The following is a 26428-nucleotide window of genomic DNA, read 5'->3' as shown; positions in this document are numbered from 1 at the left end:
ACATTCTTAGAGCTAAATTCAATGCCGCACATAATAACCCGAAAAGTCGAATCTGTTGAGCAAAACTGGCTCAAACAGTTGGCGAATGGGATCTCTGATCCTGCAAAATTGCTCGAAATACTGGAAATTGATCCTTCACCGTGGCAAGACGGGTTTGCCGCGCGCAAGCTGTTTGCACAGCGTGTACCGCAAAGTTTTGTCGATAGGATGGAGAAAGGCAACCCTAAAGACCCTCTTTTACGTCAGGTTTTACCACTGAGCGACGAATTTGAGGTGCATCCGGGTTACTCCAATGATCCATTGGAAGAGCAGGACAATGAAGTCCCTGGCCTGCTACACAAGTATCGCAACCGCGCCCTGATGATTGTCAAAGGTGGCTGCGCGGTAAATTGCCGTTACTGTTTTCGTCGTCACTTCCCTTATCAAGAGAACAAAAGCGGGAAACAAGCCTGGACCAAGTGCTTAGAGTACATGGCACAACAACCAGAGTTGAACGAAGTCATCTTCTCAGGTGGTGATCCATTAATGGCAAAAGACGATGAGATTCATTGGCTTTTAGAGCACATTGCTCACATTCCTCACATCAAACGTCTGCGTATTCATAGCCGTTTACCTGTGGTGATTCCAGCTCGAGTCACTGATGAACTATGCCAACTTCTGCAAGCATCAAGGTTACAAATCATCCTCGTCACTCACATCAACCATGCCAACGAAATCAATGACGAATTTGCTGAACAGATGTTCAAGCTCAAAAGAGCGGGCGTTACGCTTCTAAACCAAGGCGTTCTGCTGAAAGGCGTGAATGATTCGGTAGAAGCTCAAGTGGCGTTAAGTGAGGCCTTATTTGACGCGGGTATCTTGCCTTATTACCTCCACGTTCTTGATAAGGTGCAAGGCGCAGCGCACTACTTTATTTCGGACGAAGAAGCGAAAGCTATTATGCGCGGACTCATCACGCGTGTATCGGGTTATCTGGTACCAAAACTCACACGAGAAGTTGGTGGCAGGCCAAGTAAAACGCCGTTGGATTTGCATTTAGAATAAGCTCTGACACTCAATTAAATTTGTCGTCTAGATTGATTATTTTTGTTCGCTTTGCACGGTAAGTCTATGCATACTCCGCACTTTTGGAGGTCAAGATGCATACAGCATTCGAACAAATTTTCGATCTTGGCCCATTCAGTTGGCCTGCCCTACTATGCTGCGCCATTAATGGGCTCATGATCGGTATAGAGCGCCAAACTCGTGGTAAACCGGTTGGCATTCGCACAGCAATATTAATTATTTCAGGCACCTACCTGTTTATGTCGATGGCAGTGTCGTTATCGCCAAATACACTTGATCAAGCACGAGTGCTTGGTCAGATCATTACTGGCGTCGGCTTCTTAGGCGCTGGCGTTATGATGACACTTGATGGAAAAATCCATGGCGTAACATCCGCGGCTGTAATATGGGTGCTAGCAGGTTTAGGTTTGATGATAGGTTTGGGTTATTTAACGCAGTCGGTGGTTATTACTCTCCTGACACTAACCGTGTTGTTAGGTGTGGATAAAGCAGAAAACCACATCAAAGCATTACGCCGCGGTGTTCATCAAAGAATTCAACAACGCAAAACTTCATCACGATTAATTAAATAGTTAACGCTCCGAGAAACTCGCTTCATCTCATCAGTAATTAAAGAGCCCTCGACAAACATCGAGGGCTTTCTGTATATAAAGATTCTGACTTTCTCAGGGATTACTTAGCAAAGTTGATGAGTGGGAAACACTTGAAGAAACCGTTATCCGCACAGTTCAAAAGACCAATTTGCACGCCATCGATTTGATCGGTCATGTTGAAGAAACCAAACTGGAAATTAGACTTCTTAGAGATACTCGCTAAGCCCACATCCGCCATGGTGTAGCCTTCAGAATAGTTCACCGCGCTCCAGTTCAAGCCTTTTACGTTGTTCGTAATGTTAACAGCACCCAAGTTAACACCCGTCGTCTGACCTTGGTTCCAGTTAACTAAGCCTAAAGACGCGCCTTTCATTTCTTGATTTACTTTTGCTGCACCAAAAAACAGACCAAAGTTCACACCTGTCGTACGATCCGTTTCTGACATACCAAGCAGTGAAAAGTCGACACCTTTAACCTCATTTACCTGCCCATGCAACACAGCTAAACGAACGCCACCTACTGAGGAATTAGAGGGTGCGTTTGTGTTATCGATAGTAGAGAACATCACAGGTGTACTGTCGGCTAAAGCAACAGGTGATGCGATAGCGGCTGCAACCGCCAATGACGTCATAAGCTTTTTCATTTTCATCTCCATGATGGGAAGCAACAATTTACAACATAGTGTAATGTTCAGATTTTGCTCTGTCCCCGTTCAAAAAGTGTTAGCAATAGGTCAGATTTAACCATCTGACTCAAAAGAAAAATATTTCTCTTCGATTTTTTGCTTCTGAAATGGCGCTTTTTACGCTCAAAAATTTCATGATAAGCCACACCAGGACGTCATGTTTCTCAGGTGGCACGCATAAAAAAGTCGAGGCATCTGCCTCGACTTTTAAAGGTTTGGTCGGTTATCTTTCCGCTATAAGGGCTTCCTTAGAGCGATGAGATAAGCTGGCTTACATCATGCCGCCCATACCGCCCATGCCACCCATGCCGCCCATGTCAGGCATCGCTGGCGCGTCTTTTTGCGGTAGGTCAGTAACCATCGCTTCAGTTGTGATCATCAGACCTGCAACCGATGCTGCGAATTGTAGTGCAGAACGAGTAACTTTAGTTGGATCTAGGATACCCATTTCTAGCATGTCGCCGTATTCGCCTGTTGCCGCGTTGTAGCCGTAGCTACCTTCACCCGCTTTCACGTTGTTCGCAACCACTGAGTCTTCCTCACCTGCGTTCTTCGTGATTTGACGGATTGGCGCTTCCATTGCACGTAGTGCAACGCGGATACCAACGTTTTGTTCTTCGTTGTCACCCGTTAGGTGAGCAATCTTAGATGCCGCACGGATCAGTGCAACACCACCACCAGCAACAACACCTTCTTCAACCGCTGCACGAGTTGCGGCTAGCGCATCTTCTACACGGTCTTTCTTCTCTTTCATTTCAACTTCAGTCGCTGCACCGACTTTGATTACTGCAACACCGCCAGCCAGTTTAGCAACACGCTCTTGTAGTTTCTCTTTGTCGTAGTCTGAAGTTGCGTCTTCGATTTGTTGACGAATCTGAGCAACACGGCCAGAGATCATCTCTTCTTCACCGATACCATCGATGATAGTCGTGTTTTCTTTCGTGATAGAAACACGCTTCGCTTGACCTAGATCTTCTAGTGCAACTTTTTCTAGCTCTAGACCGATCTCTTCAGAAATCACAGTACCGCCAGTTAGGATAGCGATGTCTTGTAGCATTGCTTTACGACGGTCACCGAAGCCAGGTGCTTTCACAGCTGCAACTTTTACGATGCCACGCATGTTGTTCACAACCAATGTTGCTAGCGCTTCGCCTTCTACATCTTCTGCAATGATAAGCAGTGGACGAGATGCTTTCGCGACAGCTTCTAGCGTTGGAAGAAGCTCACGAATGTTTGAGATCTTCTTGTCTACTAGAAGGATGAATGGGTTTTCTAGATCAACACTGCCTGATTCTTGGTTGTTGATGAAGTAAGGAGACAGGTAACCGCGGTCGAACTGCATACCTTCTACTACGTCTAACTCGTCTTGTAGCGCCTGACCTTCTTCAACCGTGATAACGCCATCACGACCCACACGCTCCATTGCTTCTGCAATGATATTACCTACGCTTGCGTCTGAGTTTGCAGAGATAGTACCAACCTGCGCGATCGCTTTTGTGTCGTTACATTCAACAGAAAGCTCTTTTAGTTGCTCAACTGCCGCAGCAACAGCTTTGTCGATACCACGCTTAAGATCCATTGGGTTCATGCCCGCTGCGACTGCTTTTAGACCTTCGTTAACGATAGATTGTGCTAGTACCGTTGCTGTTGTTGTACCGTCACCCGCTGCGTCGTTTGCTTTAGACGCAACTTCTTTAACCATTTGTGCGCCCATGTTCTGGAATTTATCTTCCAGCTCGATTTCACGCGCTACTGATACACCATCTTTAGTGATAGTCGGTGCACCAAAAGATTTGTCTAGAACGACATTACGTCCTTTAGGACCCAGTGTTACTTTTACTGCATCAGCCAGAACGTTTACACCTTCCAGCATTTTAACTCGTGCGTCATTACCAAATTTAACGTCTTTAGCAGCCATCTTTGATTTCCTTTCTAAAATTCTTTGTGTGTAATTTCGTAATTGAATCTGAGCAAAAAATTACTCAATGATTGCTATTATTCAACGATCGCCATGATGTCGTTTTCAGACATGACAAGCACTTCTTTACCGTCGATTTTTTCAGTTTTTGTACCGTAACCTTCAGCGAAGATAACGGTATCACCGACTTTAACGTCTAGTGGCAGTACGGTGCCGTTTTCTAGGATGCGGCCTTTACCCACAGCTAGAACAACACCGCGAGTCGATTTTTCTGCAGCAGAACCAGTCAGAACGATGCCACCAGCAGACTTAGATTCAACTTCTTTACGTTCAACGATAACTCGGTCATGTAATGGACGAATGTTCATCGGTCGTCTCTCCTGAAAATTTCCATGTTTATTTGATAATTGTCCTTAGGGACTGTAGCCCCAGACACGTGATCCCTATATAAGGGGTCGAAGCAGCGATCCCAAGGGGGTGGCACAAAATTTTTGTGACTTAGTTAAAATAACGAACAACTAGGCAACGGTTTGCGTGAGAAATGCTCACTCGCTCGGCATCTCGCTTTCTTGTATCCTTGCAGTTTGCTCACCAGATAGTTGTCACACATGCAGGAAAATAACAAGCTGGAACCCCAAGCGACCGATAAGCATGGTTTGTTGACCGCACCCATTCCTGAAACGCTGCGGAAAATGACCGTACCCATGACCATGGGCATGATCGCAATTTTGATGTTTAACTTGGTGGACACGTTTTTTATCTCGTTGCTTGGCACTCAAGCGCTAGCGGCTATCAGCTATACCTTCCCTGTAACCTTTGCGGTTAACTGCATTACGATGGGGATTGGGATGGGACTATCGACCAATATTGGTCGCTTGCTTGGGCAAGGTCATGCACCACAAGCTGCACGGTTCACCACCCACGGTTTGTTATTAGCCGTGTTACTTGTGGCTATCGCGTCTTCTATTGGCTTTACCACCATTGCGCCATTGTTTCGTTTTCTTGGTGCGTCTGATGATCTCATCCCTCTTATTGAGCAATATATGCAGGTCTGGTATCTCACCATTCCTCTGCTAGTGATCCCAATGGCGGGCAACAGTGCTATCCGAGCTACTGGCGACACAAAAACACCAGCAAAAGTCATGATGTTGGCTGGTTTGATTAATGGCATGCTCGATCCATTGTTGATTTTCGGTTATGGCCCTTTTCCGGAACTTGGCATTCAAGGCGCAGCCATAGCAAGTGCCTTTAGCTGGTTAGGTGCTTTGTGTGGCTCATTCTATGTGCTAATTAAACGGGAAAAATTGCTTGCTCAACCCCAATGGGCTTTGCTGAAACAAGACTGGCAACAGACACTAAAAATTGGTACCCCTGCAGCGCTATCAAACGCGATGAATCCGTTGTCCGGTGCCATTCTGATGATGCTGTTATCCAACCACGGTACGGCGGCGGTTGCTGCTTACGGCGCAGCGCAGCGTATTGAGTCTATATTGATTTTAGTATTGATGTCGCTGACCTCTGCCCTCACACCGTTTATGGCACAAAATTTAGGAGCCAAACAACCGCAACGAGCCTTTTCCGGTTTATTTATTAGCATGCGTTTTGCAGTGGTATTCCAAGGGTTTATCTTCTTGATGATGGTGCCACTGAGCATTCCTCTGGCTGCGCTGTTTTCTCAGGAAGATGCGGTGAAAAACCTGCTTTGGCATTATTTACTGGTGGTGCCATTTAGTTATGGCTTCCAAGGCATCGTGATGATGTTAGTCAGTGGTTTGAATGCGATGCACAAGCCATTGCGTGCATTCCAGTGGAGCTTTATGCGGCTGTTCATTTTTACCTTGCCATCGGCGTGGATCGGGAGCCAAATCTACAGCATTGAAGGCTTGTTTATCGGTATCGCGGTTGGGAATACGTTGGGTGGGCTACTGGGCTACTTGTTTGCGCTGCGCGAGCGAAAATTAACGCTCATAGAGCAGAGCAGCGTGTCTTAACACTCGTCTATCGCTAGTTTCTTTTTGTTGATTCTCAAATACAAAAAAACCGCGGAAAGCCGCGGTTTTGTTTATCTATTTCAAGCTTGCTTAGAACAACTCTTCAGCAACTTTGTATAGATCGTTGCGTACTGGACGCTTCATGTTTTCGATTGCGTCGATGATATCGTGGTGAACAAGTTGCTCTTTCACGATACCTACACAACGACCACCATGACCTTCGATCAATAGGTGAACAGCGTAGTTACCCATACGAGATGCTAGTACGCGGTCAAATGCAGTTGGACGACCACCACGTTGGATGTGACCAAGTACTGTTGCACGAGTTTCACGACCTGTCGCGGCTTCGATGTCACGTGCTAGTTCATTAGCATCCATCATTAGCTCAGTAAGCGCGATGATCGCGTGTTTCTTACCTTTAGCGATACCATCTTGGATGTTGCTGATCAGCTTGTCTTTGTCTAGACCAGTTTCCGGAGTGATGATGTATTCACAACCGCCCGCAATTGCAGACATCAGAGTCAAATCACCACAGTGACGGCCCATGATTTCTACAATTGAAATGCGTTGGTGAGATGAAGAAGTATCACGTAGACGGTCGATTGCATCGATAACGGTGTTTAGTGCACTTAGGTAGCCCACAGTGTAATCAGTACCTGCGATATCGTTGTCGATTGTGCCCGGAAGACCGATACATGGGTAACCCATTTCAGTCAGTTTCTTCGCACCCATGTACGAACCATCACCACCGATTACCACTAGTGCATCGATACCATGTTTTTTCAGGTTCTCAATCGCTTTTTCACGAACTTCCACTTGTTTAAACTCAGGGAAACGTGCAGAACCTAGGAACGTACCACCTTTGTTGATCACATCTGAAACGCTAGAACGATCTAGCTTCTCGATGCGGCCTTCGTATAGGCCTAGGTAGCCGTCGTACACACCGAATACTTCCAATCCTTCGGATAGTGCTGTACGTACTACGCCGCGTATCGCAGCGTTCATACCAGGTGCGTCACCGCCACTTGTTAAAACACCGATCTTCTTAATCATGCTCACCCTCGATCTTTGGCAATCAATTATTTAATTTTCTTTTAGGCCCCTTGTTACCAAGCAACCTGCATAATCCAGAACTGTGCGTTATGTTACATTTCCTCTACAGGATTACCAATGAAAACGCACTTTTTTATGTAACTTTTCTACTTATGTAAGAGTATTACAGTTTCTCTATGAAACTTTGTTGATTCATATCAGGATCACGAATCTTAATAAGTATTGATGGAAAGATAGTCAATAAGTACCTTTTTGTCGTCGGGCACTGATGGATTTTTCAAGCCTACCAATCTTGCGCTTTCTGCTCTTTCTCAGGTCCGAAAACGACAGACAATGGATCTTGATGGATCAATACGTCCGCATCAGGAAACAGAGCCAATAAATTATCTTCCACTTTATCAGCGATGTAATGCGCCTCAATTAATCGTAAGTTATCGTCTAGCTCTAAATGCAACTGTATAAAGCGCGTCGGTCCGGACATTCGCGTGCGTAACTGATGCACGCCCAATACCCCTTTTACGCTCAAACAAGCTTGGTTAATTTGCTCAAGTTCTTCATCGGGCAACTTTCTATCAAGTAAGGTTTGAATCGCTTCGCTGACCATTTTGAAAGCGCTATAAAGAATGAAGACACCAATACCAATCGCAAACACAGCATCCGCTTGAGTCACTCCAAAATAACTGAGCCCCAGAGCAACCATGATCGCAGCATTCATATACAAGTCAGTCTGATAATGCAGAGAATCCGCCGCTATTGCTTGGCTCCCCGTCACGCGAACCACATGTTTTTGGAACATCACCAAGCCAAGTGTGACCACAATCGCAAACAGCGATACATACACACCTAACTCCGGTGCGTGTAAAGCATGCGGGCGGAAAAATCGGTCAATCCCGTTAAGAATCAAAAATACTGCCGAGCCCGAAATAAACATTGCTTGGGCTAGGGCCGCTAAGGACTCAGCTTTACCATGTCCAAACGCATGTTCGCGGTCTGCCGGTTGTAAGGCGTAACGAACTACCACAAGATTCACAACCGAAGCCGCGATATCTAACATGGAGTCAATCAATGACGCCAATAAGCTCACTGAGCCGGTTACCCACCACGTGATGACTTTTACTATCAGAAGAAGCGTCGCCACAATGGTTGCAGTCCAAGCGGCGGTCGTAACTAAACGTGCGTATTGCTGTTTCATAATCAAAGAGTTAACTAAAACCATACGTTGAGTATATTGAATGACCATGAAATAACCAGATCAAAAAGAGGCAACCAATGGCTGCCTCTTTATATAACATCAATTCATGACTTAATTATTGCGCGACTTTTCCATGCGCTTGTGCATTCTGTCGCCACACTCTTGCATACGTTCATTTTGTAGCTCAACAAATTTCGCTTTCTGCTCAGGTGTTAATACGCTAAGCATTTGGTGCTTTCTTTCTAGCATTTGCACGCGACGTTCCGTTTGGCGCTCAACCATCTCTTTTGCTAATTCGCTAGCTTGAGCTTCATCAAAGTTATCCGCCAGCAAAAGCGATTGTACTTTTGCGTGATGCGCTTGACGCTCAGCCATACGTGCTTCTTTGCCATCAGCGAATTTTGCTTTCATTTCTGCTTTGTTTGCTTCACGCATTTCTTTTAGCTGATCTTTTTGTGCATCAGTCAGGTCTAGTTGACGCATGACACCTCGGTCCATACCCATGCCGCATTCGTCACGAGGGCCTTTATGATGGTTTTTACCACCGTAAGCGAATGCGCTTGCGGCGCCAAGAGTAAGAGGTAGAACAACAGCAGCTAACACAAGTTTTTTTGCAGACTTCATAATACGATTCCTTACACAGGTGAGTGGTTCTTCTGAGCTGTTCTCACAGCGCTTGAGTATAGAATACGACCCGCTAGGTAAAGCGACGTATAGGGAGCGTAAAGAATCGTAAAGAGTGATTTTTCTCCTCTTCGTTGCGCATCATTCCAATGTAATATTAGGTTATCGGTAACTTACTATAGGTGCCCCCATGGCAAACATTCTTTTAATCGATGACGATATCGAGCTAACTAGCTTATTAAAAGAAGTACTCAGTTTCGAAGGGTTTGACGTCAGCGAAGCAAATGACGGTGAAGCCGGCTTAGCCGCGATCAATGATAAGATTGATTTGATTTTGTTGGATGTCATGATGCCAAAACTCAATGGCATGGAAACGCTGAAACGCTTACGTGAAAATTGGGAAACTCCCGTCTTGATGCTGACCGCTAAAGGGGAAGAAATTGATCGCGTGATCGGCTTGGAACTGGGCGCGGATGATTATTTACCAAAACCTTTTAGTGACCGAGAGCTGTTAGCGCGAATCCGCGCGATTTTACGCCGCACTAGCAGCACACAAAAAAATACCAAAAACAGCGATTGCATTGAGTATCAAGAAATCCGCCTCTATCCCGGTAAGCAAGAAGCGTATTGTGAGCAACAGTTACTCGATCTCACAGCAACCGAGTTTGCGCTACTCACCCACTTCGTACAAAACCCAGGACAAGTGCTGACCAAAGAGACACTGAGCTTAGATGTGCTTGGTAAACGACTCGCTGCTTTTGATCGCGCTATCGATATGCATGTCTCGAACTTACGTAAAAAATTACCAGATCAAAGCAATGGCAAGCCGCGAATCAAAACCCTGCGTGGTCGTGGCTACATGCTGCTTGAGGAGGATTAATGCGCCTATCACGCATCAAACTGCCAAACATCAATAGCCTGTATGGACGCATCTTTGCCATTTTTTGGTTCACCATGTTATTAGTATTGATAGCCGTGCTATCACTGCCACATTTGGACCCACGCAAAGCTCGCGATATTCCAGAAGAACACTACAAACGTATGGTAGAAACGCGTGACTCAATCCAACAAAAATACAGCCAGCAAACAGATTTAGGCCGCATACTTTTTCGTATCGAGGGCAACCGTCACGGCAAGCACGACCCTCGCCCACGAGTCTTTTTTTCTGACTACAGCGGTAATGTTCTTACGACAGAAAAACGCAGCAATTTTCAATTGCGTGCCATGCAAAACTTTGTCACCAGTATCGAAGATTACAATAATCCAAAGCAGAAGCTGTATGGTCGATACATGATTGCGGGCCCAATTCCTATCACTTTGGCAGGTTCCGATATCTTGATGTACGTGGGCTTCAAATGGAATGAGCCACCACCTCTACTCCTGCGTCTGTTTGATCACCCATTCCAGCTCTTGCTTGCGGTCATGCTGGTTAGTACACCATTGCTGTTATGGCTTGCTTGGGCTTTGAGTCAGCCTGCACGTCGTCTTGAAGCCGCTGCTCAACGTGTGGCGAAAGGTGAATTTGTCACAGACCCAAATTTAGAAAAAGGTACGGCGGAATTTCGTCAAGCAGGTAGCAGCTTCAACCAGATGGTCGAAGCGGTTAATCAAATGATTTCAGGACAACAACGTTTGCTATCCGATATCTCTCACGAGCTGCGCTCACCTTTAACTCGTCTACGCATGGCAAGCGCATTAGCGACGCGTAAACAAGGAGAAAGCCCAGAATTGACTCGTATCGATACCGAAGCGCAGCGCTTGGAACAGATGATCAGCGAACTATTAGAGCTTTCTCGCATGCAGGCGAACAGTCATATGACTCGCGAAACACAGCCATTAGAAAGTTTATGGGAAGAGATCATTAAAGATGCGCAGTTTGAAGCAGAGCAAATGGGCAAACAGCTACACTATTCAGAATTACCTAAGCGCAATATTTCCGGTAACCCTAAACTGCTGATGAGTGCGGTGGAAAATATCGTTCGTAACGCCATTTACTACGGAAAAGATGAGGTACAAATCGACATCAAAGCCGATGACGATACGCTTCGTATCACGGTTGACGATAATGGAGAAGGTGTACCAGAAGAGGAACTGGCCGCGATTTTTCGCCCGTTCTATCGCGTTTCCACGGCACGCGATCGCCACTCTGGCGGCACAGGTCTCGGCCTAACCATTACCGAAAGTGCCATTCGCCAGCACAGTGGCACGATCGCAGCCAGCCGAAGTCCTTTAGGCGGATTGCGCATGAGTATCACCTTACCGATCAATTGTTAGTCTCAATTTGATGAACTAACAATAATTCGCACCATATTTCTAGAGTGAGTGATTAACAGCCCCACCCTCACTTTAGAAATTGGTGAGGCTTCGTAGAATACCCTTACAAAGATCAAAGTTGATAATAATTATCGTTAGCATTAAAGTGAATTTTCCAATTAAGGAGGATTTACTATGTCACATACATTTCCCGCTCTGCCTTATCCGTACGATTCACTAGAGCCGTACATCGACGCGAAAACCATGGAAGTGCATTACAGCAAACACCACAAGACGTACTTTGATAAGTTTGTAAATGCCGTTGAAGGGAGCGAGCTCGAAACTCAGTCATTAGACGAGATCTTTGACAATATCTCTAAGCTCAGTCCAGCAGTACGTAATAATGGGGGCGGCTATTACAACCACATCATTTATTGGAATTGCATGTCACCAAACGGTGGCGGAGAGCCTCAAGGCGCGCTTGCTCAAGCAATTAACGATAAATTTGGTAGCTTTGCGCAATTTAAAGAGGCGTTTGCCCAAGCTGCCATCAATACCTTTGGGTCTGGCTTTGCATGGCTGATCGTAAAAGATGGTGAGATTCACATTACGTCCACCAGTAATCAAGACAACCCTCTGATGGACGTAGTGGATGTGCGCGGTGAACCAATCCTCGCATTAGACGTGTGGGAGCACGCGTATTACATCAGCTACCAAAACCGTCGCCCAGAATATATTGATGCGTGGTGGAACGTCGTCAACTGGCGAGCAGTTGAAGAAAACTATGCTCACGCTCTCTTATAAAGAGCATCACTACTTACGGTATTAACATCCGCGCTAATGCCTGCTTTCATACCCAGGTCAATCTTGCTGAATCTCGCATATCTCGGTGACTTGGGTATATACTGCCCCTCTCTTTGACCAACTCTATTTCAATACCATGTTTGATATCGCTTTATACGAACCAGAAATCGCGCCGAACACCGGCAACATCATTCGACTATGCGCCAACTGCGGTGCAAACCTTCACTTAATTGAACCTCTGGGTTTCGATCTTGAAGAGAAAAAAGTCCGCCGTGCTGGTTTGGATTACCATGATTTAGCTCGCGTAACACGCCATAAAAACTATCAAGCGTTCTTAGAGTATTTAGAGAAAGAGAAGCAAGGTAACTATCGATTGTTTGCCTGCACCACCAAAACCACAGGTCACCACGTTGATGCACAATACCAAGCGGGTGATGTTTTGATGTTTGGTCCAGAAACTCGTGGCTTGCCTGCTGAAATCATCGATAGCTTGCCAATGGAGCAGCGTATTCGCATTCCAATGATGCCAGATGCGCGCAGCCTAAACCTTTCGAATGCCGTTGCGATCATTGCTTTTGAAGCATGGCGTCAAATGGGCTTTGAAGGCGCATTGTAAGCAGCACGAATTCCAAATACAGAAAAGGGCGCTTGGTGCGCCCTTTTGTTTTCTTTACTGTCTAACTCAATCAGTTGAGCTTGTTGCGATCATCATCGTCTTTACGCTCGTATTCCCCTTCGAAGGTCTTGCCATTATCTGACTGGGAATCAAATGGGTCACGACGGAACGGGTCTTGCTCAAATGGCCCCTGGTTAGAGAAACCACCTTGGAAGCCACCACCATGCATGGTTTTCACCACCATTTTGCTCATCAAGTATTTAGCTATCGCGGCGCGTGGCGCAGGAAGCAACACCAACATACCAAGGGCATCGGTCATAAAGCCCGGGGTTAACAGTAGCACGCCAGCCACCGCTAGCATTACGCCTTCAAAAATTTGCTGGGCTGGAATTTCACCTTGTTCAAGACGCCCCTGTACTGACATCAGTGTTTGTATACCTTGGCTACGAACCAACGACGCACCAACAAATGCAGTGATTAAGACTAGTGCAATGGTCGGCCATAAACCTAAAAAGCCGCCCACCTGAATAAATAAGCCGATTTCAATGATCGGAACAAAAATAAACGCTAATAATAAGATAGGAAACACACGCCCTCCTTTGTTTAATTCAGTGTAATGGTAAAAGCAGACTAAGCTCAAACGAATCGTTGTAAAAAAGCGTGTTCATACTGGTCTCCTTCTTTTTTAGACAAAGTAGCGGGAGCGCGTTTCATTCAATTGCATACCGATTTTTTCGTGCTTTTAAAGTGCTAATTTCGAACTCTAAAAACTCATGTTTGTCGAGGAAAATCGAGTACCCATAAAGGGTTATTAATAACCCGTTCATACTTTGCAAATTATTGACTCATGAAAAACGAAAAAGGTGATCTAGTTACTATTTTTATGCGCTAGGTGCAGTATCATGTGCCACATAAGTCAGGACGGATTTTCCAGCCAAAAATTCTGATGAATGGATTCTAGATTGCAGAAATGGCTAATAAATAACTTTATTATCAGAATTATCATCTAAGGATCCTGCTATGGCTACCCTATCTGATGCTCCAAAAACAGCAAACCCAGCCACTCGTATTGAAGAAGATCTATTAGGTCAACGTCATGTCCCTGCAGATGCGTACTACGGTATTCATACGCTACGTGCGATCGAGAACTTCAATATCTCTAATATGACCATTTCTGACGTACCAGAATTTGTACGCGGCATGGTAATGACCAAAAAAGCAGCAGCGTTAGCAAACAAAGAACTTGGCGCTATTCCAAAAGACGTTGCAAACTACATCATCGAAGCGTGTGATTTGATCCTAGAAACTGGCAAGTGTATGGATCAGTTCCCATCAGACGTATTCCAAGGCGGTGCAGGCACTTCAGTTAACATGAACACGAACGAAGTGATCGCAAACGTTGCGCTTGAGTTGATGGGTAAAGAGAAAGGCCAATACGAATTTGTTAACCCAAATGACCATGTAAACAAGAGCCAATCAACCAACTGTGCGTACCCAACAGGTTTCCGTATTGCGGTATACAACAGCGTACACAAGCTAATGGAAGCAATTGAGTACCTAAAAGGCGCATTCGAACTTAAAGCCGTTGAGTTTAAAGATGTACTGAAAATGGGCCGTACTCAGCTTCAAGACGCAGTACCAATGACAGTAGGTCAAGAGTTCCATGCATGGGCGGTAACACTAAACGAAGAGATTCGTGCTCTAGATTACACATCTAAACTCCTCCTAGAAATCAACCTAGGCGCAACCGCAATCGGTACTGGTCTAAATACACCAACTGGCTACCAAGCGCTTGCAGTAAAACACCTAGCGGAAGTAACAGGCCTTGACGTTGTTGCAGCAGAAGACCTTATCGAAGCAACGTCTGACTGTGGTGCATACGTAATGACTCACGGCGCACTAAAACGCCTAGCAGTGAAACTATCGAAGATCTGTAACGACCTTCGTCTACTTTCTTCTGGTCCTCGTGCGGGTCTAAATGAATTGAACCTACCTGAAATGCAAGCAGGCTCTTCAATCATGCCAGCTAAAGTAAACCCAGTTATCCCAGAAGTAGTAAACCAAGTTTGCTTCAAAGTTCTCGGTAACGACAACACGGTTTCTTTCGCAGCAGAAGGCGGTCAGCTACAGCTAAACGTAATGGAACCAGTTATCGCACAAAGCGTGTTTGAGTCTATCTCTCTACTACACAATGCGTGTGTGAACCTACGTGATAAATGTATCGACGGCATCACTGTGAACAAAGAAGTTTGCGAAAACTACGTTTACAACTCTATCGGTATCGTCACTTACCTAAACCCATACATCGGCCACCACGAAGGTGACATCGTAGGTAAGATTTGTGCAGAAACTGGCAAGAGTGTTCGTGAAGTCGTGCTAGAGCGCGGTCTGCTTACAGCAGAGGAGCTTGATGAAATCTTGTCAGTAGAAAACTTCATGCATCCTACTTACAAAGCAAAACGTTACGAGTAATAACGAATCCGAAGGGGGCCACTCAGGCCCCTTTTTTAGGCTCTCATACGGTTAACCACATTTTTTATATGCTTTTATTGCCGCTAAACCACTAGGTTCTCATTCTCTGAGCATTTACTCCTGTTCCTGAGTGTTCAAAAAATCAGAATCAAATAAAAAACTAAAGAGGTATCAATATGGTCATGGTCGAACTCTTCGTGGTTCTGCTCTTCATCTATTTGGGGGCAAGAATCGGTGGTATCGGCATTGGTTTTGCCGGTGGTGCTGGGGTCATTGCGTTGTCTTTGATCTTGGGCGTACCAACAAGTCAAGCTTACATTCCCGTTGACGTAATTTTGATCATCATGTCTGTAATCACCGCTATCGCAGCAATGCAGGTAGCGGGTGGTTTAGACTGGATGGTGCAAGTTGCTGAAAACTTTTTGCGCAAGCATCCTGAGCGCATCACCTTTTATGCGCCTATCGTAACTTACCTAATGACATTAATGGCGGGTACTGGCCACACGGCATTCTCTACTTTGCCAGTGATTGCAGAAGTAGCGAAAGGCCAAGGCGTGCGCCCTTCTCGTCCACTGTCTATCGCGGTCGTGGCATCGCAAATCGCTATCACCGCATCACCAATCTCAGCGGCTGTTGTAGCGTTCGCGGCAATGCTGCACCCATTTGGCGTTGACTACCTAACACTACTAGCAATCTGTATCCCAACGACGTTCATCGCATGCATGATCGGTGCGTTCGTGGCGAACTTCATGGGCTGTGAGCTAAAAGACGATGCTGAATACCAAGAGCGTCTAGAAAAAGGCTTAATCAAGCTAAATACAGAAGCAAAACGCGAAATCCTACCAACAGCGAAGAAAGCAACCTTCATCTTCCTAGGCGCAATCGCATTTGTCGTGTGTTACGCAGCAGCAATTTCTGGCTCTGTGGGTCTTATCGAGAACCCTGCTCTAGGCCGTAACGAAGCTATCATGACGGTAATGCTCGCAGCTGCGGCAGCTATCGTAATGAGCTGTAAAATCGATGCTGGCAAAATCCCAGCCGCAGCAACATTCCGCTCTGGTATGACAGCGTGTGTGTGTGTTCTTGGTGTGGCATGGCTAGGTTCTACGTTCGTTAACGCGCACGTTGACGGCATCAAAGAAGTTGCGGGTGCGCTACTAGCAGACTACCCATGGATGCTAGCACTTGTTCTATTCTTCGCTTCAATGCTGCTTTACTCTCAAGGTGCAACCACGGTTGCGCTAATGCCAGCAGCACTTGCTATCGGTGTGGCACCACTTACCGCAGTTGCATCTTTCGCAGCAGTAAGTGCGCTATTCGTGCTGCCAACTTACCCAACGCTACTTGCCGCGGTTGAGATGGACGACACGGGTTCAACTCGTATCGGTAAGTACGTATTCAACCACCCATTCTTTGTACCTGGTGTGGTAACCATCGCTTCTGCGGTAGCACTTGGCTTCGCATTCGGTGGTCTACTGATCTAGTAGAAACAGAGTCTTACTCGGGGAGCTTCGGCTCCCTTTTTTATTGCCTGTTGTCTTGATTTATGCTCAATAAATCTTCATTTTCATGAAACTTATTGACTCGCCTCCGGGTCTGATTGAGTTACACTAACGGCAATTATCTAAGATGAATTGACTCTTTTATGCGCGCATTACTTTCCGTTTTACTCTTAGGGCTCATTACCTTTTCCACTCCGTCTTTAGCTTTATTTGGCAAAGACCAGTTTAACAGTAGCCAGAACAACAGTTTTGGTAGCAGCAGCGACAGCTTTGTTCCGGTTGATCAGGCGTTTCCATTTAACTTCTACCAGCAAGATGACAAATTGATGCTCGATTGGCAGGTACGTGACGGGTACTACCTATATCAAGAGCGCTTGTCTGTAGCTGGTGAGAAAGTATCGCTAGGCGAACTGCAAATGGAAGACGGCACACCGCATAAAGATGAATTCTTTGGTGACGTGCATATCTATACTCAACCTCTCTTCGTTAATGTACCAATGCATGATTGGCAAGACGGTGCGCGCGTGGTGGTGCAATACCAAGGTTGTGCGAAAGCAGGCTTCTGTTACCCGCCAGAAACTCGCGTGATTCCTATCAACGCGTTTACTTCGTCGAACTCAGATTCAACAACGGCGACAACTGCATCAAAAGCAGAACAGGCACCAACAGCAACGCCACCAGCGGCGCAATCATCTACGTCTGGTGACACACCATCAGCGCCAGTAACACAGCAAGATAGCCTTGCAGCCAACCTTGCTGATAACTGGTGGACACCACTTCTGTTCTTGGCGCTTGGTGTGGGCTTGGCGTTTACACCTTGTGTGCTGCCGATGTACCCAATTCTGACCAGCATAGTGCTTGGCAGTGGCAAACTAAGCCAACGCCGCGCGCTAGGCTTGTCATTCGTCTACGTGCAAGGCATGGCGCTGACTTACACCCTACTCGGCCTTGTGGTGGCATCTGCAGGTATGCAGTTCCAAGCGGCAATGCAACACCCTTATGTGCTGATTGGTTTGAGCGTACTGTTCATCGCACTCGCTTTGTCTATGTTTGGTCTGTACTCATTGCAGCTACCAAGCAGCGTTCAAACGTGGTTAAACAACCTCAGCAACAAACAGCAAGGCGGCAGCAGTGCTGGCGTGTTTGCAATGGGGGCAATATCTGGCTTGGTGTGCTCACCATGTACCACGGCACCTCTATCTGGTGCGCTACTTTACGTGGCACAAAGCGGCGATTTGCTTACCGGTGGTATCGCGTTATACGCGCTGGCGATGGGCATGGGTATTCCGCTGATTCTTGTTGCGGTCTTCGGCAACAAACTGCTACCAAAAGCAGGTGGTTGGATGGACCGAGTGAAAACACTCTTCGGCTTTATTCTGCTTGCCGCACCTATCTTCTTACTAGAACGTATCATGCCAGAAATGTGGTCAACGATTCTGTGGTCAGCACTGGGTATTGCTGCTTTTGGTTGGCTATACCACATCAAAAACAGTCTAGAGTTTGGTGGCTGGAAACAAAGTGCCGTGGGCATAATCGCCGTCTTAGGTTTGCTAGCCTCAGCACAACCTATCTTAAATTACTGGTTTGGCAACAGCACAACACAAACTCAGCAAGCCACTGTTAGCTTTACTCGCATTGCTAACGTGGCGGAGCTTGAAGAACAACTGGCACTTGCGAAAGCGGCAGGTAAACCCGTCATGCTCGATTTCTACGCCGATTGGTGTGTAGCATGTAAAGAGTTTGAAAAGTACACCTTCCATGACCCAAGCGTCGAAGCCAAACTGCAAGACTTCGTTCTTCTGCAAGCGGACGTGACCAAAAACCAAGTGCAAGACATCGAACTACTGAAGCACATGAGTGTGCTTGGTTTACCAACAATTGAGTTTTGGGATGCCAGTGGTGAACACGTTTCAAACGCTCGTTTGACGGGCTTTATGCAAGCCGAGCCTTTCTTAGAGCATATCAAGCAGTTCTGATAACCAGATATTCAAACGCCAGTGATGTCCACTGGCGTTTTTTATTGCTCAGATTTGAATAAGAACATTGCGTTTATATGCAATTTTCCTAATAAAAGTCGATTTGGTTCAGACTTTTAGCGAATAAATATTGTCCACTCTCTCAAAGCTGGACAATAATAAATTTAACGAAATAGTCAAAAGTGTTTAACGTCATGGATTCGACCTACACCATCATTATTGCAGATGATCACCCACTCTTCCGGAATGCCTTGTTTCAATCTATCCACATGGCTATTAGTGGTGCAAATTTGCTGGAAGCGGACTCACTCGACGCACTACTGGCTTTGTTGGAGCGAGAGGAAGAGCCAGATTTAGTGCTATTGGATCTCAAAATGCCAGGAGCAAATGGTATGTCTGGCTTGATTCATTTGCGAGCAGAGCATCCAGATTTACCTATCGTCGTCGTTTCAGCGAGTGAAGAGCCGGCGATCGTGACGCAGGTGAAAAGCCATGGTGCATTTGGTTTTATTCCCAAGTCCAGCGACATGCGCGAATTAGTGAACGCGCTCAATCAAGTGCTGAATGGCGACCCATACTTCCCTGAAGGGTTGATCACCAATAACGCGGCATGTAATGACTTAGCGGAAAAGATTGCTGCGCTAACACCGCAGCAATATAAAGTGTTGGGAATGTTGTCCGATGGCTTACTGAACAAGCAAATCGCTTACGAATTGAATGTTTCAGAAGCCACCATAAAAGCGCACATGACAGCGATTTTCCGTAAGCTCGGTGTAAAGAACCGCACGCAAGCCGTGATTATGCTGACGGAAATGAGCGACTAGATTGACGTCTTATCGTCAGACTTACTTTTTTCGTTTGGCAATCGGATACCGACTTTCGTGACCTGCTGATCAACAACATCAGCGACGATCCAATGCAAACCTTGCCACTCGAAATGGTCTCCCAATACTGGCGTGCTACCTAATTGCTCTTCGACAAGGTTTCTCAAACTTTTATCCAGCGGTTCATCCCCCAGATTCAAACCATACATCACGGCAATATCGGCAAGCTTCACTTCAATATCGAGGAAGAAGTCACCGAAGAATCGCGCTAGCGACGCTTTCTCTGGGGCTTCACTAAACAGTAAGCTCAGTGCATCTAAATCCTTTTCTTGTGCTAATACACACAAGGTATCATCTTCCTCAAGACGCGTACTGCCGGATGGGTGCAATAGCTCTTTACTGCGAAATACAGCGGCGATACGCGTTCCTTCCGGCATCGAAAGACTACGTAATGGCTCACCAATGCACCATTTATCTGCTTTAAGTCTATAGATAAACAGCTCCCACTCACTGGTCGGGTAAATCTCTACACCCGTACGCGAAATTGGCTCAGGCTTAGAAGGTAGCTCGACCTTTGCAAGAGACATCGCCTTAGTCAACGTGCCCCCTTGTACTATCAAAGACACCATTACTACAAAGAATGCCAAATTGAAGTACAGTTGAGCATCTGGCAACCCTGCCATCATCGGAAATACCGCGAGGATGATAGGTACAGCACCACGCAATCCTACCCAAGAGACAAACCACTTTTCACGTGGCGTGAAACTCTTGAATGGCAGTAAACCAATCCAAACTGAGATTGGTCGGGCAAACAAAATCATCCCGAAAGCAAGCGCAAGACCTGGCAACGCAATAGAGAGTAAATTGGATGGTGTAACCAACAAACCAAGCACCAAGAACATACCAATTTGAGCTAGCCACGTCATACCATCTAAAACATGAAGAATAGAGTGGCGGCTGCGTGTTGGACGGTTACCTAATAAAAGACCAACAAGGTAAATCGACAAAATACCACTGCCACCCAAAGTGTTAGATAAAGCGAAAATAAGCAAGCCACCACTGACCGTTAAAATAGAATACAGCCCATCTGGTAATTGATTGCGATTGATAACTTTCCATAAGATCCAGCCACCAGCGAAGCCAAGTAACGCGCCAATACCAAACTGCTTAAGAAAACTGAACGCCAAAAAGCCCGCACTTAAGTCAGCGCCAGGGTTCGCTAAAATAGCAATCAGAGTTACGGTCAGAAACACCGCCATTGGGTCATTGGTGCCGGATTCAATTTCCAGCGTTGAACCAACACGTTCGTTCAGGCTACGACCTTTGAGTAGAGAGAAGACCGCGGCAGCATCGGTGGAACCAACAATCGCACCAACCAATATGCCTTGCAATAAATCTAAGTCGAATAACCACGTTGCCATCAGCCCGGTCAAAATGGTGGTGATCGCAACGCCAAATGTCGCCAAAGAGACCGAGGGCCATAACGCAACCCTAAAGCTGGCGACCCGCGTTCTCATCCCACCATCAAGCAAAATGATGGCTAATGCGAGGTTACTAACCAAATAAGCGATGGAAAAGTTATCGAATAAAATGCCGCCTAAGCCGTCTTCCCCCGCCAGCATTCCAACGGCTAAAAATACCAAAAGAATTGGGATTCCCAACTTAGAAGACACTGGGCTTAAAAGAACGCTAAGTGCGATTAACAACGCACCTATTAGAAAAAAACTGTTAATGGTGTCTGCGTCCATTCTCACCCTCCCTTAATGAAAAACGATAATAATTGTGATGAGCAAGGCTACTTCGTTAATGAGGTAATGCCCTAATCTGCCTCCCCTTTACACCGTCTCAAAATGCGAGGTTGTACGAGAATGACTCAGTTATATTACTTTATTGTGCGTTAAAACGGTGATTTGATGCGAAAACTTTATGTAAATAAATTACTTGTGAGCTTTCTTATCTACGCCTTATCTCTTTAAGAGCCACAAGATCACCACCAATATTTACACAGCATCTCCAAATTCAATGAAGAAAAGATTAATGGCCCGTCTTAATCATGCTTGTTTATCCAATCAACCTTTAGACCTTTGGCTAACTTAACAGTTTATTAACATAATATTTTACCCCTTTATTCGCTGCAAAAGCCCATAGCATGGAGATTCTTCATTTTTAACACCCCGACTAAAGTTGAAAAGAGTTATTGCCAACACCTTGCTAATGTACATATTGAAACATTTCATTAACAACAATACCAATCGTAAGGAGACGGCAATGGCATTTGAAAGCGAAGAAAGAGCCAAAGCCTATTGGGACAAAAACGTGAAGCTCATGATCGGCCTAATGGTCATCTGGTTCGTCGTGTCTTTCGGCTGCGGCATCTTATTTGTCGACGTACTAAATCAATTTCAACTAGGCGGCTACAAACTCGGTTTCTGGTTTGCTCAACAAGGCTCCATCTATGCCTTCCTAGGAATTATTTTCTATTACGCATGGAAGATGCGCCAAATTGACCGTGAATTCGGCGTGGACGAATAAGGAGTCACTCAGATGGATTTGAAAACTATTACCTACCTGGTCGTTGGCGCCACGTTCATCCTGTACATCGGGATTGCTATTTGGGCTCGCGCCGGATCAACCAAAGAGTTTTATGTTGCTGGTGGCGGTGTAAACCCGATTGCAAACGGTATGGCAACCGCAGCCGATTGGATGTCCGCAGCGTCGTTTATCTCAATGGCAGGCTTAATTGCCTTCATGGGCTATGGCGGCTCAGTATTTCTAATGGGTTGGACTGGTGGCTACGTTCTGCTTGCGCTGTTGCTAGCGCCTTACCTACGCAAATTTGGTAAGTTTACGGTGCCAGAGTTTGTTGGTGAACGCTTTTACTCCAACACAGCACGTATCGTAGCGGTTGTTTGTCTTATCATCGCATCAGTGACTTATGTTATCGGTCAGATGAAAGGCGTGGGCGTTGCGTTTGGTCGCTTCTTAGAAGTGGATTACTCCACCGGCCTATTAATTGGTATGTGTATCGTTTTCATGTACGCGGTTCTTGGCGGCATGAAAGGCATCACTTACACGCAGATTGCTCAATATTGCGTACTCATTCTTGCTTACACTATCCCTGCAATCTTTATCTCTCTGCAACTCACTGGTAACCCAATCCCACAAATTGGTCTGGGGAGTACCATGGCTGGTACCGATGTCTATCTACTCGATCGGCTTGACCAAGTTGTGACCGAACTCGGATTCAGTGAATACACGACCCAAGTACGTGGCGACACACTTAATATGTTTGTCTACACCATGTCACTGATGATTGGTACTGCCGGTCTACCACACGTAATTATCCGTTTCTTTACCGTGCCGAAGGTTCGCGACGCACGTACATCAGCAGGCTGGGCTCTGATCTTCATCGCAATCCTTTACACTACTGCACCAGCGGTATCAGCGATGGCTCGCCTCAACCTAATGAATACGGTAAATCCAGCTCCGGGTCAGCACCTAGCGTATGACGAGCGTCCTGCGTGGTTCAAAAACTGGGAAACAACTGGACTACTCGGTTTTGACGATAAAAATGGCGATGGCAATATCCAATACACTTCAGATGCGTCCACCAACGAACTGCGCGTTGATAACGACATCATGGTATTGGCTAACCCAGAGATCGCTAAACTACCAAACTGGGTGATTGCACTTGTGGCAGCAGGTGGTCTTGCAGCTGCACTATCTACCGCAGCAGGTTTACTACTCGCCATTTCTTCAGCTATTTCCCATGACTTAATCAAAGGGGTTATCAATCCGAACATATCCGAGAAAAAAGAGCTACTTGCTAGTCGAATATCAATGGCAGTAGCGATAGCAGCCGCAGGCTATCTCGGTTTAAATCCGCCTGGATTTGCCGCAGGTACGGTAGCACTCGCCTTTGGTCTTGCCGCTTCATCCATCTTCCCTGCATTGATGATGGGCATCTTCAGCAAGAGCATCAACAAAGAAGGCGCAATCGCCGGTATGATTGCAGGTATCAGTATTACGCTGTTCTACGTATTCCAACACAAAGGCATTCTTTTCGTCGCTGATTGGAAATATCTAGAAAGCTGGGGAACAAACTGGTTCCTGGGTATTGAGCCAAACGCGTTTGGTGCTATTGGCGCACTATTTAACTTCATTGTTGCATTCGCTGTCTCCAAAGTAACAGCAGAAACGCCACAAGAAGTAAAAGACCTAGTCGAACACGTTCGCGTGCCAGTAGGTGCTGGTAGTGCAGTGGATCACTAAAAACTAATCAAAACCACAAAAGCCCCGTTTGGAACCAGCCGTCCGGGGCTTTTTTATTCTCACTTTTCAGTTACCATATTCGCAGTATGTCGTTGCAAGGAAGCCAAGATGTTCAAAAACAAGCACTTTATTCTCGCTCTACTGATTGCGCCAGTTCTCTCTTTGATCGCTTACTTCGGTACCGATATGGCCCTCAGCGAGAAACCCCACGCGGCGCAAGAAGGGGAAACTTACAAACTCGCGAGTAAGTCTAATTGTCGTTACACCAGTGGTCTGTGTGATATGGAAAATGGCGATTTTAAAGTGAAATTTCGCTCTGAAAAACTCACTAAAAATAACTTAGAATTGTCACTCAACGCCGCTTACCCACTCGAAGGGGTTAAAGTTTCTATTGTGAGTGACAAAGAGAAAAACGCTCAACCGATTGATATGAAGCCCGCCGATCAAGCAGGCCAAAGCTGGTACATCACCTTACCAAAGCCTGCATCTGCAGAAAGCTGGTTAAGAGTCGTCATTCAATCAGGCGGCACACTGTATTATGGTGAAACACAAACCGCATTTGTGAAGTACGAAACCTTATTTACTGAATAACGGCGACAAGCTAATTCACCGGTATTCAAACGACAGTGACTTAGTTTCACTCAGCATAAATGAATTCCTACTCAGCCGACGCCTTTGCGTCGGCTTTTGTTTTCGTAAGTCTTTCTTCAACAACCTCTTACTCTAAAAAGGGTTGCCAACCCACAATTTAATTGATAATAATTATCATTACATTTAATGAGAGGTGGTTATGGACAACAAACGGGACATCTTTAACGCATTTTTTAAAGCCCAAGATAGATTCCTTCTCGCCGCACCACATGGCTTTGAGCCAGACGTGATTCATGACTATATTCATTGGGGAATGGTGTTGTCTTCTTGTTATGAACACGATGCCGATGAAGAAAATCTATTGTTGTGTGAGCTGTTTTTACGTCAGGTTTATTTCCATTTACTAGACGCAATTCAAGACTCAACTCGCAGCCGTATCTTCCGTCGTGTCTGTCTCGATTCTATCCATACGCCATTATTCTGCCTCAAACGCTATTACTACCAGTTTGAACAAGGCGACGTGAAATTTCTCGCACTACAACAACAATTACGCCTGATTCAAATCTCACTCGATTAACCAAAAGGATCCCTACCATGAGCACCGAATTCCGCATAGAAACTGACAGTATGGGCGAAGTAACGGTCCCTGCAGATGCTCTCTACCAAGCTCAGACTCAACGCGCCGTCGATAACTTCTCATTCAGTCAACATAAAATGCCATCTGGTTTTATCAAAGCGTTAGCACACATCAAGCAGACTGCGGCACTCACCAACGCACAGCTAGGGCTGCTTGAGGGAGATATTGCCAACGCGATTGCTGACGCAGCTCAAGCAATTATCGAAGGCAATCATATTGAGCAATTCCCAATTGACGTATTTCAAACCGGATCAGGTACTAGCTCAAATATGAATGCGAATGAAGTAATTGCAACACTGGCCTCCCAGCATCTAGGCGGCACTGTCAGCCCTAATGATCACGTCAATATGGGACAAAGCAGCAACGATGTGGTACCAACGGCCATTCAAGTTAGCGCAGCATTAGCCATTGAAAAACAGCTCTTCCCGGCCCTGTCACACCTAAGCCAAACACTAGAGTCTAAGCAACAAGCATTGAAAGATGTTGTAAAAACCGGTCGCACCCACTTAATGGACGCGATGCCAATTACCTTTGCTCAAGAACTTGGCGGTTGGCAGTTCCAAATCGAGCATGCAAAACAAGCGATTGAACAAACACTTCCTGCTGTAAAAGCCTTAGCCCAAGGTGGTACGGCGGTTGGAACGGGGATCAATGCCGATCCACGCTTTGCAGACTTATTCGCTAGCAACCTAACCCAGTCAACTCGTATTCAGTTCTCGGCCAGTGATAACTTCTTTTTCAATTTAAGCAGTCAAGATGCGATCGTCGCTCTGTCGGGACAGCTCAAAACAGCAGCAGTTGCTATCATGAAGATCGCAAATGATCTTCGTTGGATGAATTCAGGTCCATTGGCTGGTTTAGGTGAAATTGAATTACAAGGCTTGCAACCGGGTTCTTCCATCATGCCTGGCAAAGTAAATCCTGTGATCCCAGAAGCCGCAGCTATGGCATCAGCGCAAGTCATTGGTAATGACACCACCATTACCGTCGCAGGCCAAGCGGGCAACTTCCAGCTTAACGTCATGCTGCCAGTTATTACTCATAACGTATTGGAGAGCATCGAGTTACTCTCTAACAGCGCAACCGCTTTAGCTGACAAAGCCATTGCGACGTTTGAAGTTCGCCAAGATAACTTGGATGTTGCACTCGCCAAAAACCCAATTTTGGTCACGGCTCTCAACCCGGTCATTGGTTACCTAAAAGCGGCAGAAGTCGCGAAAAAAGCCTACAAACAGGGACGCGCGATTATTGATGTCGCGGAAGAAGAAACTGATTTGGATAGAGCCACACTAGAGCGATTGCTTAATCCAGCCAAACTGACCCAAGGCGGCGTCGCAGAATAAACGGCAAACTCAGCCTA

Annotated in this window: 24 protein-coding genes; 16 read left to right on the top strand and 8 right to left on the bottom strand. The window is 46.0% G+C overall.

Annotated elements, in window-relative coordinates:
* Positions 1–21: 21 nt before the first annotated feature.
* Positions 22–1044, top strand: a complete 1023-nt coding sequence (epmB, locus tag J4N43_RS01070; RefSeq protein WP_053307395.1) for an EF-P beta-lysylation protein EpmB — start codon at positions 22–24, stop codon at positions 1042–1044.
* 95 nt (positions 1045–1139) lie between these two features.
* A complete protein-coding gene (locus tag J4N43_RS01065; protein ID WP_005381504.1) occupies positions 1140–1637 on the top strand; it encodes an MgtC/SapB family protein in 498 nt (165 codons plus the stop codon).
* A gap of 100 nt (positions 1638–1737) precedes the next feature.
* Here J4N43_RS01065 and J4N43_RS01060 read toward each other — a convergent pair whose 3' ends face one another.
* From J4N43_RS01060 to J4N43_RS01050, 3 genes are all read right to left on the bottom strand, one after another.
* Complete coding sequence (locus tag J4N43_RS01060) at positions 1738–2301, bottom strand: VC2662 family protein (RefSeq protein ID WP_005395435.1); 564 nt, start codon at positions 2299–2301, stop codon at positions 1738–1740.
* 313 nt (positions 2302–2614) lie between these two features.
* Positions 2615–4261: a chaperonin GroEL gene (gene groL / locus J4N43_RS01055; RefSeq protein ID WP_005381509.1), complete on the bottom strand. Its 1647-nt coding sequence runs from the start codon at positions 4259–4261 to the stop codon at positions 2615–2617.
* A gap of 77 nt (positions 4262–4338) precedes the next feature.
* Positions 4339–4629 (bottom strand): co-chaperone GroES, encoded by a 291-nt coding sequence (locus tag J4N43_RS01050; RefSeq protein WP_005381516.1) that lies wholly within the window; start codon positions 4627–4629, stop codon positions 4339–4341.
* Positions 4630–4869: 240 nt separating this feature from the next.
* Here J4N43_RS01050 and J4N43_RS01045 point away from each other — a divergent pair, with 240 nt between their 5' ends.
* Complete coding sequence (locus J4N43_RS01045) at positions 4870–6252, top strand: MATE family efflux transporter (RefSeq protein ID WP_017821828.1); 1383 nt, start codon at positions 4870–4872, stop codon at positions 6250–6252.
* A gap of 90 nt (positions 6253–6342) precedes the next feature.
* Here J4N43_RS01045 and pfkA read toward each other — a convergent pair whose 3' ends face one another.
* The 3 genes from pfkA to J4N43_RS01030 form a co-directional block, all read right to left on the bottom strand.
* A complete protein-coding gene (gene pfkA / locus J4N43_RS01040) occupies positions 6343–7305 on the bottom strand; it encodes a 6-phosphofructokinase (RefSeq protein WP_005381521.1) in 963 nt (320 codons plus the stop codon).
* A 283-nt stretch (positions 7306–7588) separates the two neighbouring features.
* Complete coding sequence (gene fieF, locus J4N43_RS01035; protein WP_053350704.1) at positions 7589–8497, bottom strand: CDF family cation-efflux transporter FieF; 909 nt, start codon at positions 8495–8497, stop codon at positions 7589–7591.
* Positions 8498–8608: 111 nt separating this feature from the next.
* A complete protein-coding gene (locus tag J4N43_RS01030) occupies positions 8609–9121 on the bottom strand; it encodes a CpxP family protein (protein ID WP_005386388.1) in 513 nt (170 codons plus the stop codon).
* 190 nt (positions 9122–9311) lie between these two features.
* Between J4N43_RS01030 and J4N43_RS01025 the strand changes: the two genes are divergently transcribed.
* The 4 genes from J4N43_RS01025 (at position 9312) to trmL (ending at position 12794) form a co-directional block, all read left to right on the top strand.
* Positions 9312–10001, top strand: a complete 690-nt coding sequence (locus tag J4N43_RS01025; RefSeq protein WP_005382384.1) for a response regulator — start codon at positions 9312–9314, stop codon at positions 9999–10001.
* Complete coding sequence (gene cpxA, locus J4N43_RS01020; RefSeq protein WP_005382383.1) at positions 10001–11395, top strand: envelope stress sensor histidine kinase CpxA; 1395 nt, start codon at positions 10001–10003, stop codon at positions 11393–11395. The genes J4N43_RS01025 and cpxA overlap by 1 nt, the downstream gene beginning before the upstream one ends.
* A gap of 174 nt (positions 11396–11569) precedes the next feature.
* Complete coding sequence (locus J4N43_RS01015; RefSeq protein WP_005382382.1) at positions 11570–12178, top strand: superoxide dismutase; 609 nt, start codon at positions 11570–11572, stop codon at positions 12176–12178.
* A gap of 136 nt (positions 12179–12314) precedes the next feature.
* Entirely contained in the window at positions 12315–12794 is a 480-nt protein-coding gene (gene trmL / locus J4N43_RS01010; RefSeq protein WP_005382381.1) for a tRNA (uridine(34)/cytosine(34)/5-carboxymethylaminomethyluridine(34)-2'-O)-methyltransferase TrmL, read from the top strand.
* 70 nt (positions 12795–12864) lie between these two features.
* Here the strand turns inward: trmL and J4N43_RS01005 are convergent, their stop codons facing one another.
* Positions 12865–13383 (bottom strand): FxsA family protein, encoded by a 519-nt coding sequence (locus J4N43_RS01005; protein WP_005386383.1) that lies wholly within the window; start codon positions 13381–13383, stop codon positions 12865–12867.
* 431 nt (positions 13384–13814) lie between these two features.
* On the opposite strand from J4N43_RS01005, the gene aspA reads away from it, so the two are divergent.
* From aspA to J4N43_RS00985, 4 genes are all read left to right on the top strand, one after another.
* A complete protein-coding gene (aspA, locus tag J4N43_RS01000; RefSeq protein ID WP_005382379.1) occupies positions 13815–15266 on the top strand; it encodes an aspartate ammonia-lyase in 1452 nt (483 codons plus the stop codon).
* A gap of 176 nt (positions 15267–15442) precedes the next feature.
* Entirely contained in the window at positions 15443–16750 is a 1308-nt protein-coding gene (locus J4N43_RS00995; protein WP_005382378.1) for an anaerobic C4-dicarboxylate transporter, read from the top strand.
* 161 nt (positions 16751–16911) lie between these two features.
* Positions 16912–18744: a protein-disulfide reductase DsbD gene (locus J4N43_RS00990; RefSeq protein ID WP_062730812.1), complete on the top strand. Its 1833-nt coding sequence runs from the start codon at positions 16912–16914 to the stop codon at positions 18742–18744.
* 194 nt (positions 18745–18938) lie between these two features.
* Complete coding sequence (locus J4N43_RS00985) at positions 18939–19568, top strand: response regulator (RefSeq protein WP_005382375.1); 630 nt, start codon at positions 18939–18941, stop codon at positions 19566–19568.
* Here the strand turns inward: J4N43_RS00985 and J4N43_RS00980 are convergent.
* Positions 19565–21316 (bottom strand): potassium/proton antiporter, encoded by a 1752-nt coding sequence (locus J4N43_RS00980; RefSeq protein ID WP_005382374.1) that lies wholly within the window; start codon positions 21314–21316, stop codon positions 19565–19567. The two genes, J4N43_RS00985 and J4N43_RS00980, sit on opposite strands and share 4 nt — an antisense overlap.
* Before the next feature lie 520 nt (positions 21317–21836).
* On the opposite strand from J4N43_RS00980, the gene J4N43_RS00975 reads away from it, so the two are divergent.
* The 5 genes from J4N43_RS00975 to J4N43_RS00955 all read left to right on the top strand — a co-directional run bounded on the left by J4N43_RS00975 (position 21837) and on the right by J4N43_RS00955 (position 26411).
* Positions 21837–22100, top strand: a complete 264-nt coding sequence (locus J4N43_RS00975; protein ID WP_005382373.1) for a DUF4212 domain-containing protein — start codon at positions 21837–21839, stop codon at positions 22098–22100.
* Positions 22101–22112: 12 nt separating this feature from the next.
* The gene (locus J4N43_RS00970; RefSeq protein ID WP_005382372.1) at positions 22113–23840 is read left to right on the top strand and encodes a sodium:solute symporter family protein; all 1728 of its coding nucleotides are present in this window, start codon (positions 22113–22115) and stop codon (positions 23838–23840) included.
* A 108-nt stretch (positions 23841–23948) separates the two neighbouring features.
* Positions 23949–24431, top strand: coding sequence for a hypothetical protein (locus tag J4N43_RS00965; protein ID WP_005382371.1), 483 nt, complete (start codon positions 23949–23951; stop codon positions 24429–24431).
* Positions 24432–24630: 199 nt separating this feature from the next.
* Complete coding sequence (locus J4N43_RS00960) at positions 24631–25008, top strand: hypothetical protein (protein WP_005382370.1); 378 nt, start codon at positions 24631–24633, stop codon at positions 25006–25008.
* A gap of 17 nt (positions 25009–25025) precedes the next feature.
* Positions 25026–26411: a class II fumarate hydratase gene (locus J4N43_RS00955; RefSeq protein ID WP_053350695.1), complete on the top strand. Its 1386-nt coding sequence runs from the start codon at positions 25026–25028 to the stop codon at positions 26409–26411.
* Positions 26412–26428: the final 17 nt, after the last annotated feature.

This window comes from Vibrio sp. SCSIO 43009 (assembly GCF_023716525.1).
Lineage (GTDB): Bacteria > Pseudomonadota > Gammaproteobacteria > Enterobacterales > Vibrionaceae > Vibrio > Vibrio alginolyticus.
The sequence above is the reverse complement of the archived record's forward strand: the minus strand, read 5'-3'. Positions and strand labels throughout refer to the sequence as shown.

What these genes read in the sequence shown, in the direction of transcription:
- epmB (WP_053307395.1), top strand. Translation starts at nt 22, where the DNA reads ATGCCGCACATAATAACCCGAAAAGTCGAATCTGTTGAGCAAAACTGG.
- J4N43_RS01065 (WP_005381504.1), top strand. Translation starts at nt 1,140, where the DNA reads ATGCATACAGCATTCGAACAAATTTTCGATCTTGGCCCATTCAGTTGG.
- J4N43_RS01060 (WP_005395435.1), bottom strand. Translation starts at nt 2,301, where the DNA reads ATGAAAAAGCTTATGACGTCATTGGCGGTTGCAGCCGCTATCGCATCA.
- groL (WP_005381509.1), bottom strand. Translation starts at nt 4,261, where the DNA reads ATGGCTGCTAAAGACGTTAAATTTGGTAATGACGCACGAGTTAAAATG.
- J4N43_RS01050 (WP_005381516.1), bottom strand. Translation starts at nt 4,629, where the DNA reads ATGAACATTCGTCCATTACATGACCGAGTTATCGTTGAACGTAAAGAA.
- J4N43_RS01045 (WP_017821828.1), top strand. Translation starts at nt 4,870, where the DNA reads ATGCAGGAAAATAACAAGCTGGAACCCCAAGCGACCGATAAGCATGGT.
- pfkA (WP_005381521.1), bottom strand. Translation starts at nt 7,305, where the DNA reads ATGATTAAGAAGATCGGTGTTTTAACAAGTGGCGGTGACGCACCTGGT.
- fieF (WP_053350704.1), bottom strand. Translation starts at nt 8,497, where the DNA reads ATGAAACAGCAATACGCACGTTTAGTTACGACCGCCGCTTGGACTGCA.
- J4N43_RS01030 (WP_005386388.1), bottom strand. Translation starts at nt 9,121, where the DNA reads ATGAAGTCTGCAAAAAAACTTGTGTTAGCTGCTGTTGTTCTACCTCTT.
- J4N43_RS01025 (WP_005382384.1), top strand. Translation starts at nt 9,312, where the DNA reads ATGGCAAACATTCTTTTAATCGATGACGATATCGAGCTAACTAGCTTA.
- cpxA (WP_005382383.1), top strand. Translation starts at nt 10,001, where the DNA reads ATGCGCCTATCACGCATCAAACTGCCAAACATCAATAGCCTGTATGGA.
- J4N43_RS01015 (WP_005382382.1), top strand. Translation starts at nt 11,570, where the DNA reads ATGTCACATACATTTCCCGCTCTGCCTTATCCGTACGATTCACTAGAG.
- trmL (WP_005382381.1), top strand. Translation starts at nt 12,315, where the DNA reads ATGTTTGATATCGCTTTATACGAACCAGAAATCGCGCCGAACACCGGC.
- aspA (WP_005382379.1), top strand. Translation starts at nt 13,815, where the DNA reads ATGGCTACCCTATCTGATGCTCCAAAAACAGCAAACCCAGCCACTCGT.
- J4N43_RS00995 (WP_005382378.1), top strand. Translation starts at nt 15,443, where the DNA reads ATGGTCATGGTCGAACTCTTCGTGGTTCTGCTCTTCATCTATTTGGGG.
- J4N43_RS00990 (WP_062730812.1), top strand. Translation starts at nt 16,912, where the DNA reads ATGCGCGCATTACTTTCCGTTTTACTCTTAGGGCTCATTACCTTTTCC.
- J4N43_RS00985 (WP_005382375.1), top strand. Translation starts at nt 18,939, where the DNA reads ATGGATTCGACCTACACCATCATTATTGCAGATGATCACCCACTCTTC.
- J4N43_RS00980 (WP_005382374.1), bottom strand. Translation starts at nt 21,316, where the DNA reads ATGGACGCAGACACCATTAACAGTTTTTTTCTAATAGGTGCGTTGTTA.
- J4N43_RS00975 (WP_005382373.1), top strand. Translation starts at nt 21,837, where the DNA reads ATGGCATTTGAAAGCGAAGAAAGAGCCAAAGCCTATTGGGACAAAAAC.
- J4N43_RS00970 (WP_005382372.1), top strand. Translation starts at nt 22,113, where the DNA reads ATGGATTTGAAAACTATTACCTACCTGGTCGTTGGCGCCACGTTCATC.
- J4N43_RS00965 (WP_005382371.1), top strand. Translation starts at nt 23,949, where the DNA reads ATGTTCAAAAACAAGCACTTTATTCTCGCTCTACTGATTGCGCCAGTT.
- J4N43_RS00960 (WP_005382370.1), top strand. Translation starts at nt 24,631, where the DNA reads ATGGACAACAAACGGGACATCTTTAACGCATTTTTTAAAGCCCAAGAT.
- J4N43_RS00955 (WP_053350695.1), top strand. Translation starts at nt 25,026, where the DNA reads ATGAGCACCGAATTCCGCATAGAAACTGACAGTATGGGCGAAGTAACG.